Origin of the sequence: Isoptericola sp. NPDC057653 (assembly GCF_042799955.1) — a bacterium.
In the GTDB taxonomy this organism is placed as follows: Bacteria; Actinomycetota; Actinomycetes; order Actinomycetales; family Cellulomonadaceae; genus Isoptericola.
The window spans coordinates 1,142,328-1,154,449 of the sequence record NZ_JBHVHP010000002.1 but is presented as its reverse complement, the minus strand read 5'-3'; the positions used below and the strand labels follow the sequence as shown (position 1 = coordinate 1,154,449).

General features: G+C 65.8%; 9 protein-coding genes. 3 read left to right on the top strand and 6 right to left on the bottom strand.

Translation table 11 applies throughout. The features are described 5' to 3' along the window. Positions 1 to 435: 435 nt before the first annotated feature. Genes ACFU9A_RS16475 through ACFU9A_RS16455 form a run of 5 tightly spaced genes read right to left on the bottom strand, consistent with a single transcriptional unit; the run spans position 436 to position 7,579 of the window. Complete coding sequence (locus ACFU9A_RS16475) at positions 436 to 1,209, bottom strand: DUF6339 family protein (protein ID WP_430576355.1); 774 nt, start codon at positions 1,207 to 1,209, stop codon at positions 436 to 438. Then, positions 1,206 to 2,105 (bottom strand): hypothetical protein, encoded by a 900-nt coding sequence (locus ACFU9A_RS16470; RefSeq protein ID WP_430576354.1) that lies wholly within the window; start codon positions 2,103 to 2,105, stop codon positions 1,206 to 1,208. Before ACFU9A_RS16470 ends, ACFU9A_RS16475 begins: the two co-directional genes overlap by 4 nt. Next, complete coding sequence (locus ACFU9A_RS16465) at positions 2,102 to 4,012, bottom strand: hypothetical protein (protein WP_430576353.1); 1,911 nt, start codon at positions 4,010 to 4,012, stop codon at positions 2,102 to 2,104. The genes ACFU9A_RS16470 and ACFU9A_RS16465 overlap by 4 nt, the downstream gene beginning before the upstream one ends. A 4-nt stretch (positions 4,013 to 4,016) precedes the next feature. After that, positions 4,017 to 5,030 (bottom strand): PD-(D/E)XK motif protein, encoded by a 1,014-nt coding sequence (locus ACFU9A_RS16460; protein WP_430576352.1) that lies wholly within the window; start codon positions 5,028 to 5,030, stop codon positions 4,017 to 4,019. Further along, entirely contained in the window at positions 5,027 to 7,579 is a 2,553-nt protein-coding gene (locus ACFU9A_RS16455; protein ID WP_430576482.1) for a Z1 domain-containing protein, read from the bottom strand. The genes ACFU9A_RS16460 and ACFU9A_RS16455 overlap by 4 nt, the downstream gene beginning before the upstream one ends. Before the next feature lie 346 nt (positions 7,580 to 7,925). Between ACFU9A_RS16455 and ACFU9A_RS16450 the strand changes: the two genes are divergently transcribed. Next, positions 7,926 to 8,480, top strand: a complete 555-nt coding sequence (locus ACFU9A_RS16450) for a transposase (protein WP_430576481.1) — start codon at positions 7,926 to 7,928, stop codon at positions 8,478 to 8,480. Here ACFU9A_RS16450 and ACFU9A_RS16445 read toward each other — a convergent pair. Further along, entirely contained in the window at positions 8,458 to 8,838 is a 381-nt protein-coding gene (locus ACFU9A_RS16445) for a very short patch repair endonuclease (protein WP_430576480.1), read from the bottom strand. The genes ACFU9A_RS16450 and ACFU9A_RS16445 overlap by 23 nt on opposite strands. 181 nt (positions 8,839 to 9,019) lie before the next feature. Here ACFU9A_RS16445 and ACFU9A_RS16440 point away from each other — a divergent pair, with 181 nt between their 5' ends. Together ACFU9A_RS16440 and ACFU9A_RS16435 are read left to right on the top strand one after the other, a co-directional pair. Then, the gene (locus ACFU9A_RS16440) at positions 9,020 to 10,540 is read left to right on the top strand and encodes a DNA cytosine methyltransferase (protein ID WP_430576351.1); all 1,521 of its coding nucleotides are present in this window, start codon (positions 9,020 to 9,022) and stop codon (positions 10,538 to 10,540) included. Positions 10,541 to 10,654: 114 nt separating this feature from the next. Further along, entirely contained in the window at positions 10,655 to 11,641 is a 987-nt protein-coding gene (locus tag ACFU9A_RS16435; RefSeq protein ID WP_430576350.1) for an HNH endonuclease, read from the top strand. Positions 11,642 to 12,122 lie beyond the last annotated feature (481 nt).

Genomic DNA, 12,122 nt, shown 5'->3' with positions numbered 1-12,122 from the left:
GGCCGCGTGACGACCGCCTTCGGAGCCGGGCGACCGCCGAGGTCTGTGGGCCGTGGGTCGTCCTTCGATGGGGGGAGTGGGCGTCGTCGCCCGGCCGTCCCCGGCGGCAGAGTTCAGCATCCTCACAGCATCGGTGACCCGACGGTCTGCTGTTGCCGGGGACACGGGTGAAATCAGACCCCGAGCGGTGCTGCCGCGGTTAGGCGAGCGTGCGCGTCACGTGCTCGAGCCAGCGGGCGACGATGGCCAGCTCTTCGGGCAATACATTGTCCTGACCCATGATTTCGGCTTACCTCGATCTTCGCCCGCGTCACCGCCTCGTCGTACACTGCCTGAGCGCGACGGATCAGATTGCGCCCGCTGCTCGATCGTCCGCCAGCCAGCGCTATTCCCTCATCTGCGTTCAGCTGGTTTTGGGACCAACCACCATCATCGTCAGACGGGCCGACCGGCCTTAAGTGATGCGATCGCCTGCCGGGCCGTTCGCTCGAGCTCGGTGGTAAGGGCGGCGTCGTCAAGTGCATTGAGAGACAAGAACGGGACGACGCGTCGTAGGAGCACGAGCATCGAACGAAATGCATCCCTTTCGTTGATACCCTCGAGCTCGCGGCGCGACCGAAGTTCGCGCCATACCAGGAGCAGGTTCCGCACGATTTTGGGGCTTGCGCCGATCTGAGCACGGCGAGCGTAGACGTGGTCGAAGTCAGCTTCACCGAGGATCGCAAGGGCCTCGTAGGGATCCTCGAGCGTGGGGTCATGGACAAGGGCCGCGCGCCACCAAAGACGTCCGAACACGTGCCGTGTGATGTCGGTGTTCATGACTCGGTCTCCGGGCGGATGCGGGAAGCGCCAGTATGCGACATCGGGCAACAGGTCCAACGACAGGAATGCCCACATCTCCCGGGATGCCGCCTCTGCTGGCGCGAGGTCCATCGTCATGTGCAACAGGCGCGCGAGCGCGACATCGAACTCCGTCGTCCGTCGAGCGTCGTCGGGATACCCGTGCAGGCGGGCGAGGCTCCGGACCGAGTCAGCCAGGGTCGTGAGCCGCTCGGCGGGCGCTCTGGTACCCCCGGTTGCGACGTAAATGGCGGCGTCGTCGTGGGTGGTGGCTCGGGCGACCAGGTCGGCTGCTGACGATGCCTCGGAAAGCTCCGCGAAGAGGGCGCGGACACGGCTCCCCAGGAGGCGAGGGTAGAGCGTGCTCATCGTTCGCTCCCGAAGATGTTCACCGCGGCCTGGACCTCGGTGGCGACGAGCGAGGGACTGTCCTTCGCGCGGAGCCGGATGTCCTTGACTGTTCGGTCGCCGAAGACGCCGCGGAAAACGTCCATCAGCATGGCTCCCAGCGTCTCATCGTCGAACTCGGCGTCGTCATTGAACTCGTCGCAGGCAAGGGCGTGCTCGATCATCGTACGAGCGACGTCCGCGTAGGCGGCGGACAGTACGAGGCGGTCGGCTGCGCGGGGCCTTCCGGCGTTGCCGAACGCTTCGGCGACGGGCTTGTGCTGCTCGTTGACGAGCAGGAGCAGCGATCCCATTGCGGCGGAATCCATCGAACCGCTAATTTCCAGGTGCCAACCTGCCCCGTCAGGCAACGAGGTCGCGGCGAAGTCGACGACTGAAATCGGAAACTGTGAGGCGTCGCCCTGCAGGCGGATGGAGGAGCGCTGCTGCCAGAGCATCGACCCGGCACGCCACGGTGCGAGGACGTCGCTGCGTTCGCGGGACTCGGCCAGGACGAGGACGGTGTCGAGGTCGAGGACTCCGCCGACAGCGGTGCCAGGGATCGTGACGTCCAAGTCAAGTTCGGCGGGCTGGCGGCCGACGACACGGAGCGCCGTAGCCCGCCCAAACAGGCCGGACCCGCTTGACCGCCAGACGACGCACAGGTCGACTGCCACGTCCTCAGGCAGTCGGCACTGCTCGCGGACGAGGTCGACATCGACTCGGACCGTTCGTCGGACATGGAGGTCGAGGTTGTAGTCCCATTGGTCGAGGCTCTCCGGTAGGTCGACGGCAGCGTCGTCGAGCATGAAGAGCCACGGCCCGGCCTCCACGGTCTCGGCCGCTGGGCGGATGTACGGGTACGCGATCCGACTCACAGGTGAACCGCCTCGGCCTGGATTTCGACCACAGTCATCGTGTCCTCGGTCGGGCGGACAAGAAGTCGCCAGATACCGCGGTCGTCACTGATGGTGACGGGGTATGAGGCGTCGACGGAGTTCCCATCCGGTCCAGTCCAGCCCAGGACCTGAGGCGGGTTCAGGAGATCTCGATCGCGGCCCGCCGCGTCGATCGCGGTTGCGATCGACAGCTTGGCGTCGACGCGGGCGGTCTGCGCACCAGACAATCGGAACTCCTGGACAAGGGTCCTTGCTCCCTCGTGGATAGTGAGAAACGGGTCACCGACGTATTCGACCCGGACGCGTGCGGTAGGTGTGTAGTCGTCGCCGGCCCGGCTCCTCGCGCGGCTGGCCGTGCCAGGCGTGGCCGACGGGGACTGTCCGACGGGTGCTTGATTCACTGCTCCCTGGCCACCTGCCGCGGCGTGACGGCCTCCGAACCCGGCGGACCCACGGACGAGGGCGGAGAAGTAGTTGCTGGCAGCACCGAGAGCCATGCCGTTGTTGCTCGAGCCGACCGAGACCTGGAGCCCGTTGATCTCGGTTTGAGCCTCCCTCAATCGGCGGAAGACGCCGTTGACGTACCTCCGTTCGTCGGGGGAGAGACTGTCCGCGTTCCAGGCGTCGTGCGTGGGCGGCTCGGCCCGCGCGAAGACCTCGTCGAGCGTCTCGGCGACGCGGAAGACTCCGGCGTAGCCCTTCAGCTCCGCTGCTGGCTCGATCCCTGGACGGTACGTCACGACGAGCTCCGCCGACCGCATCAAGCACACGTGGTGGACCAGGTTCTTCGTAAACCCTGCTGTTTCGGCGGCGCGGGTCGGTGTCCAGGGCAGCACGAGGCTGGCGTGGAGCCCCAGGACACCGAGGCGTCGACGTGGGCGGCCGAGCTCGATGGAACGTGCCTCGGGGCTGTTCATCAGCCGGTACGCCTCGACAAACATCTGGATCGGGTGAGTCGTGACAGGGTCGGGGATCTCGTACTCCTGCCCGTCGACCGTCACGCGGAACGACATTGCTGGCAGCCGGTCATGGCGGGGCAACATCTTGGGCCAGAGCTGCCACATGATCGTCTCCGCCAGATAGGTGCCGACGTCACTCGCGGAGCCCAAGGTCTCGTCGATCTCCGGGTCGACGACCACCACGGTCGTCCCGGTCTCATCGTGGCCGAAAGGGCGTAACCCCAGGCGACCCGCGACGTCGTCGGCCTCGTCGTCGAGGAGGGGCTCGATGACGTTGTCTACGGGCCTGCCCCACCAGTGACGGCCCGTGTACCGGGCCTCGCCGCCAGCGAGGGTCTGCATTGTGTAGCTATGGGCAAGCGCTGATCCGACAAGCCTCGTCTGCAGGCGACCCTCGTGCAGGGTTCGTGTGTGGATCAGCACGGTGCGAGCCTGCGAGAGCATGAAGAAGATGCCCTTGCCGAACCCGTAGGTGCCGCCGCCGAGCCTGGTGTCCCGCGGTTCGCCGACGTTACGGACAAACGTGACGAAGTCCCGCGGGCCGTCGGTCACGACGTCCGCCCTGGTCGGTCCACCGAGACCCTTCGTTCCGCGGTCCGACACCGCCAGAACGCGAATTGATGTCTGCCCCAGCGCCTTGCGTAGCGGGAAGATGTCGGAGTTCCTTGGCCCGCCTTCAAGCAGCAGGCTCCGCCAGGTCGGAGCGTGCGCTGGGCTGACTGTGTAGAGGTCGAGGCCAAAGCTGACGTCGATGCCACCCGACCGGGCGTCCCAACTGTTCTGCGCCGCCTCGCGGACAAGCACCGTGAGGAGATCCAACGCTGGGCGGCCGAGCTGACTGCGTATGCCCTCCGCTGCGGCGGCGCCCTCTGGTGGGTACTGCTGGGACTCCCAGCGTGGTCCGGTGCCGGTGGAGACAACAGTCATCGGTTCAGGCCGCTCCTGTCTTGAGGATCGTCGCGACGTCAGCAATCGGAACGAGGGCGGGGATCTCAGCCGTGAGGTCGAGCGAATAGTCCACGTCGACGACGGTGTCGCTCACGCCCGCCGTGGAGAGTGCCGTTCGGGTCAGGCGCGGGAAGTCATCGTTGACGTCGTACCACCGTTCCTCTGTGACCGACCAGGCGCGCGTGTCGTTGGTCTCGACGACCCCGAGGACGTAGCCGACGGCTGCCAGCAAGGAACGCACTGCCGGCTCGTCGTCGCAAAGCGCGATTACTTCCTCGGCGAGCTGTAGGAGCGTGGTCCCGCCGCCCGATCGTCGGCTGTCTTCGAGACGGAGCACGACGAGCAGCAACCGTCCGAATTCTGGTGCCTCAAGCTGGTCCAGGCCGTGAATTCGGACGATGCGACCCTTGTTCGCGCCGGTCGCCTTCACCTCAACGGCGAGGTTATCGATCACGAAGTCGTGTCGGGCACCGTGTGGTCCGGTCCAGCACCGGTGCGCGCTGGCATCGTTCTTCAAGAGTCGTCGCAAGACGAGCAGCTCGCCGAACAGGCCCGCCGCGGCCTCGTCCGAGAGGAGCCCGCCCGGGCGATCGAAGAGCGAGCGCCATCGGTCCACGACCTGGTAGACCGCCTTCAAGGGCTGGTGTTCCAGACCGGAGAGCTCGACCATGATGTCGGAGCACAGGTCGTCGAACAGGTACCGCAGTTCCGGGCGAGGGCAGGAGAGGTCGACGAACGTCGTGCGGCTCTCGACGTCTTCCAGCACACGCTTGCGAAGCACGAGGCCGGGACCGTCGAGCCCGGAGCGCACCCTTGTGGACGAGAGAATCGGCACCAATAGATGGCGGATCTCATCGCGGTCGGTCGCGAGGCAAACGCTGCCCCACGGGGTCGTGTAGGGGAGCTCGTGGACCCGCATTTTCGTGTGTGTCGACGGCGGGATCGCGCGGAGGCTCGCCCACCGCTCCTCGAAAGTGATTCGATTCTTGATGCTCACTCGTCGTCCTCCACGGCGCTGAAATCCTCTTCCTCTAGCTCCTCGAACTCAACTCCCGAGAGGTCCGCCTGGACGTAGTGGGCCTCAGCGTCGCCGGACGGGACTGGTGGGAACACGATGCCCACGCCAATCACGTGCTCAGCCGCGCTAAGGTTCTCGCGTGTCTTCGCGGCACGGGTCGTGGCTGGCGCGGAGCCCTTGTCGATCGGGTAGAGGGTGATCAGGCCGGTCGCCGGCGCGAAGGTAGCGCGCGCTCTCTTCAAATCCTCCTCCGTGGCCTTCGTGTGGTCACCAGGCAAGTCGACGGCAGCGTCCTTGCGGCTCATAAGGGTCTTGATATCGGCAAAATCGACCCGCTCGGTGCGGAGTCTGGCACGGTTGACGAGACCGACGGTCACATGGTTACCGAAAGAGAATTCGCTTCTACCGGACGGATTGCCAATGACAGCCACGTTCCACTTACGGAGGGCGTTGGCGGTACGGACCCTGCGCTGGATGTACTCGGTTAGAAGCTCGCTCGTCGCGATGGCCCAGTCGTCGTGGAACGAGTATTCGGTGAGGAAGCCGAGCACGGACGTGTAAGAGACGGCGTGGAAGACGTACCGCCCATCGTTCGAGACGGGCTCCAACCCTTCGGCGATGGCAGCCTTCACCAGGCCCCGTGCTGCTTCGGTGTTCTGCTTGAGCCAGTCGGCGTCGGTGTGGAAGTAGTGGGTCTGGAGGCGCTGACCACCGTATGAGGCGGAGGCGTTGACGGCGCCCCTCATCTTGGCCCGTGCAGTCACCAGGAGCGCTGGGTGAGTTCGCAGTCGGACTGCAAATTCCAGGGGCGTGATGTCTTCGGTCATGTAGCGGTCGATGTCGGCGCGCATCTCATGCTCGACCATCGCAAGGTGTCGGAACCAGCCAGCCAACTCGTCGGTCATCCAGATGCGGGGGAGATCCGCGTAGCCGTTGCGGAAGCCGAACCAGCGGCCCATCTGGAGCAAGGTGTCGTACGCGGAAACGGCGCGAACGAAGTAGCTGACCGAGAGGCCCTCGAGCGTGAGACCGCGGGAGAGGGTGTTCCCACCCACCGCGACGGCCACCACAGGACCGTTCTCATAGTCGAGACGGTCGTCGCTGTTGGAGTTGTCCATTACGACCCGGCAGGCCTGGATCACACCTGGGAGCTCGACGAGGAGATCGTCGAAGTCTACCGGCGCCTCTCCGAACTCGTCTGCTGGGACGCGCTTCGTCTCGGATTCCCAAAGGGCGCGGAGTCGGTCGACGGCGTCGCCGGTCGCGACATCGGCGCGCAGACCATTGAGGAGCGCCTTTAGCGGGCCGCGATAGCTCAGGTGCACCGCGGTGTTCACACTGATGTGGATGAGCATCGTGCTGTGCGGGTTGCCGGTCTTTCGGACACGGCGCCCGGCCGTTACCAGGAGGAAGTATTCGAGCGCATCCCGAAGCGAGTCGACGATGGTGGGAGTGAACGTTCCGATGCTCTCCCTTTTCATTGGGCGCACGTGCTCGATGTCGTCGTCCGGGACGAATCGGACCATGTCGTAGCCGTCAGGAGCGTCCTCAGGTTCTTCGCCCTCGACCGGATCCCGTCCGAAGATGACCTCCGTGCCGAAGTGACCTGCCGGCTTCGGGAGATTCACAACGAAGTCGCGCGGGTACAGGTCCGCGGCAGCTGGGCTGATGAGGAGGTTGGCGAACGGAGTTGCCGTGTAGCCGAGGTATACGCTACGGGGCAGACCTTCCATGATCCGTAGTATCAGCGGATTAATCGTCTTCGTCGCGACGGTGGCCTGGTCGGACTCGTCGTCAATGATCAGCGTTGGTGTGTCGACGAGATGTTGGGATGCAGCCTCCAGCCATGCTGCGAGTTTGCGAAGAACCGCGCCGTTCTTCTTAACGACGCATAGGACCCGGGGGCCTGACGCCTTACCGAAGTACGCCGCGGGGTTCGGCATGGGGGAGAAGTCGCGATCGATGTTGGTCAGCTGGTGCCATTGGGATGGGTTGGGTTCGACGAGCTGCTTGATGAGTCGGCTCTGGGTCTGCCGGCGCAGCCCGTTGTGAATTCCGGAAAGCACGATTATGAACTTGTAGCCTTGGTCGGCAGCCTTCGCGATGACAGAGGTGAAGCTCGTCGTCTTTCCCGATTGCACGTAGCCAACGACGAGGCCTCGCGAGCGGAAGGTCTTCTCCTGCGGGTGGTCGAGTAGCGATACGATCCGTGTTGAGGAATTGTCGAGAGAGGTGATCGCGTCGTCGGCCCATCCGTCGGCGCGGAGGATCTTCTTCACGGCAGGCCAGTACCTGTCGTCGGGCTTCGGTCCTGCATACCAGGGCTGCCGACCCTTGTTCTCGACGACGGCGGGCTCGTCAAGCTCCTTGACCATCGCAACGCTTTCCTCAAAGCGGGTGCGGATCGCCTGGACGACCGGTTCCGGGACGGTGAGGGTCCGCAGGTCGTCGAGAGCCTGCGCGGGCGGCATCTTCTCGAGGAGTTTGAGGAAGATGCTGTACGGCCCATCGATCGGATCTGCGAACATCGGCACGAAACCCCCTGCGTCACTGTCAAGCCTATCTGCGGCCAGGCCAGGGTAGCTCCCGCCGGTATGCGTTGAGTCCCGATCGCAGAATGACTCCGGGTGAAGCGTTCGGGCAGGTCGGGGCCATGTCACTCCAGCATTCCAGAGCTGCGCCCTGACCTGACCACCTCTTGCCGCCTGGACGAGCTCGGGTTGGTCGTCGTCGGGCAAGACACGGAACCCGACCGGGCGGTGCTGGAGTGCAGGGCTGTCGCCCGCCAGGACGATCTGTTCTGCCATGCGTCCGCCCGCGTAAGGAACTGCGCAGACTCGCGGCAGACTCGCGGCCGTGAGCCGGTTCGAGGTCATGACGGATGAGCCGTGGGAGCGGATCGCGCGGGTGTTGCCGTCGAACACGGGCGAGTTCGGTCGCTCCTTCGGTGACCACTGCACTGTGGTTGAGAGTGTCGCCTACCGGTACCGGACGGATCTCGTGGCGAGACTGCCCAGCGAGGCGTTCGGACCGCGGCAGACGGTGTGGAAGCGGCAGAAGAAGTTCGCTGACGATGGCGCCGCGGCCGCGTCAAGGCCCAGCTTTCGGCGGATGCCGACGCAGCCGGGAAGCTCGGCTGGACGGTCTTGGTGGAGTCGACGATCGACCGAGCCCACCAGTACACGACGAATACGACACGTCCCGAGCGGGACAAAGGGGGCTAGTCAGCAATTTTCAGCACGCAGTCGATGGGGATGGACGTCAGCTCGCCGTGGTGGTTACCCGATGCAGTCGCACGGCGGACGAGCACTGGAGCTGGTCGCACCTCCGGATGCAGCATCTGAGGTGATTCGAGAGGTGGAGACGGACGGTTGGACCGGCGTGCCGACAGAAGCCGCAAAGAAACTCACCGCGCTCGGTGCGCGGTGACCGCTGCGGCGACCGCGCCCGCGACAGATTCCGCTCCCTCGTGCTCCCAGAATCTCAGGACAAGCCAACCCTGATTCTCGAGCAGCGTCGTGGTGTCCTGGTCGCGAGCCGCGTTCGCCCCGAGCTTGGCGACCCACCAAGCCCTGTTCGCCGTGGGGAGCGTGCCGTGATCAGGGCATCCGTGCCAGAAGCAACCGTCCAGGAACACGGCGATCTTGGTCCTGGTGAAGGCGATGTCGACCGTCCGTCGCGGCCGCCCCGGCACGGGGTAGGCAACCCTGTACCGCAGGCCGCGAGCATGGAGTATTCGGCGCACGTCGACCTCCGGCTTGGTGTCCCGACGTCGGGCGGCGCTCATGCGGCGGCTCACGCCGGGTGACGAGGCGCCAGGATGTGGCGGGAGGACGACCATTCACCCACGCTAGCGGGAGCCTGGTCCGGCTCGTCGGCGATGCGGCGTCCACGTCGTGGCGCAGGTCTCGCGACATTTCGTCCAGCCAGGTCAGAAGTGGGCCGGCAGCGGACCTACGATATTGCCCATGAACCGCTCGGCGCCGCGACCCGCACCGATCACGGTGCTCGACCTGTTCGCCGGGTGCGGAGGGCTCACCGAGGGATTCCACCAGTTCCGCCCGAGCAGGGGCGAGGATCGGCCTGTCTTCCGGACCGTCGGAGCAGTCGAATGGGATGCCGCTGCTGCGGCGTCGTACGAGATGAATTTCGGGGCACGTTCCCCGAGGCTCCCGGCCGGCGTCACGCCGGCCAAGGTCTACTGCGAAGACATCGTCGACTGGATCCCGTCGGGTCTCGGCGAGATCGACGTCGTCGTGGGCGGTCCCCCGTGCCAGGGGTTCTCGGGGCTGAACCGGGACAAGGTCAAGGCAGAGCGAAACCAGCTCTGGCAGGAGTTCATCCGCGTCGTCGAGCACGTTCAGCCAAAGGTCTTCGTAATCGAAAACGTCGACAGGTTCGTCAGGTCACCCGAGTTCGCAGACCTGCAGGACCGTGTGCGCAGCGGAGCGCTCAAGAACTACGTCCTCGTCGACCCGCCCGGCACGGGCGACGAGAGCAAGCCCTCGCGGGCCCGCGGGTACCTCCTCAACTCCGCCGATTACGGATCCCCTCAGGCGCGCCGTCGCGCGATCGTGATCGGTGTCCGGACGAACGCCGGTTTGGACCCGTTGCGATTCGCGTATCCCGCACCGACGCATGCCCGTGCCACCGCCAGCGGAAACGGCGATGCCCAGCAGAGCCTTGACGGCCGGCCACGGCTGATTCCGTGGGCCAACGTGGACGCCGTCTTCGAACGCTCAGCCCGCAACCCGCTCACGGCGGTCAACCTGCCTGACCGCCGTCCGGTCGTCGGGAAGGTCGTCGGGACGTACCGGACGACCGACCTGCATATCACCCGGTCACCCGAGCCGATCTCCCTGGCCAGGTATCGGGCGATCCCGCCCAAGGGGAATCGAAAGGACCTCCGCGGAACGTACCTTCTCACCACCGCAAGCGGTGCCACGGCGCTGCTCAGGAAGGTCTTGGAGTTCCGGGACGGGCAGGGCAATCTGGCGGTGGAGGGTGACTACGAGGTCCTCGACGGCGAGGGGGCTGGCACCACGCTCTCGGTCAAGCTGTCGGGCCAGCCCGGGCCACGCGACGTCGCCCGCTCCGGACGTCATCGTTCGGAGACCTTTGTCGTCCGGGTGGATCGCGGAGGCACTGAGACGGACGGCAGGCTCGAGTACCTTTCCACCGCATCTTGGGACTCGCACGATGCGGGTTCCGGTGACGTCATGGGCCGCTTACGCCTGGGGGACCCTTCAGTGACGGTCCGCACCGAGTTCTTCAAGCCGGAGAAGGGTCGCTACCTCCACCCGACGGAGGACCGGCCGATCACGCACTTCGAGGCGGCGAAGCTTCAGGGGTTTCCTGATGACTTCTTGTGGTGCGGGACGAAGACCGAGATCGCGAGACAGATCGGGAACGCCGTTCCGATACCCCTGGGACGTAGCATTGCTCGATCGATCTACGACTTTCTGAGGGTATCGACGGCCCAGGGCTGATGACGCATCGTGGTCGCCATGTCAAGCTGCACGCATGGCGACTGATGGCGCGCATCGAGCGTGGTTGCTCATGGCGGCCGGCGCGGACCGCGGCCATGCGGTCAAGCTGCACGCATGGCGACTGATGGCGCGCATCGAGCGTGGTTGCTCATGGCGGCCGGCGCGGACCGCGGCCATGCGGGGAACGCGGGGTACGACGACCAGGTCGATGCGTACTACTCCTGGGACAGCCTGGTCCCGAATCACAAGAATCTCCGGGTCGGTGACGTCGTCGCGCTATGGAACAAGCGGACCCTGCTCGGGGTCTCCGTGATCGAGGAGATCGAGGCTGGCCCCGGCACCAAAGAGCTGCAGCGGTGCCCGAACTGTGGCCTCACACGCATCCGGCGCCGAAGGGACGGCTCCTGGCGGTGCAGCCGATGCGGGAGCACGTTCCCGACTCCTGTCGCCGAGCTCGCCGACGTCACGGTCTACCGGGCGCGGTACGACGCGGCGTGGACGTCGCTCGAGGGCGTCCTCGGGGCAGCGGAGCTCCCGGCACTTACGGACAGGCCCAAGAGCTTCAACGCCATCCGCGAGCTGGATTGGCGACGGTTCAGCGCGGCGCTGATCGGGAAGGACGCGGAACGGGCGGTCGGGCGCCTGGCCCACCGGTCGCCGGACCTCTGGTGGCGACCCGACACCGACGTCCGGGTCGACTTCACCCACGGTCACCGGCACACCCTGGTCCGGGTCCGTCGCGGGCAGGCCGCGTTCCGTGAGCACCTCCTGGCCAGCCAGGGCGAGACGTGCGCGTTCACCGGCGGAGCGCCGGCTCGCGTTCTCGAGGCCGGGCACCTCTACAGCTATGCGCGGCTCGGTGAGCATCACCAGCATGGCGGCCTCATGCTGCGTAGAGACATCCACCGGTTGTTCGATGACGGCATGCTTGCTGTGGATCCGGACCTCCTTCGCGTCGACGTGGCAGCCGACCTCGAGCGGTACCCGCAGTACGCCCGGCTCCACGGCACGACGCTGTCGGTCCCGCTGCGCGACACGCAGCTGGGATGGCTCGGCCGGCACTGGGACGAGCATCGCGGTGGGATCCGCGTCGGTGTGTGATGCCTGCGCAGTCGGAACGCGAAGGGCTCCGGACGCGGCCTGATCGACTCATGCATGCTTCTCCCGTCACCGAGGTAGGGACGTGGCTGATAGCGAAGATTCCGGGGCGCTGAGTTGCGGCGTCTTGACGGGCGCCCGTCGGGGACGCAGGAAATCGCCCTGACCTGCACTGGTCGTACTCTTGACGGGACACATGTCACGGACGTGGCCGCACCCCGATATCGAGTGGCACGCGAGTTGCACGACCTCTCGGAACGGGTGCAGAAACTGCGGAATCTCAACGATTCTGGGTCCCCGGACTGCACGATCAACTTCTGATCGGCCCGCGAACGTCCGGTAGGCCCCCGGGATCATGGAGCCCGCTGCACAGGACATCTGGCCCGCCGGCGTGATGAAGCAGTCGGGGCCACGCGAGGCGGACGAGGTCGGCGCCTGACGATGCTCAGAGGTCCCGACATGTCGGGACGTTGTGAAACCAGCG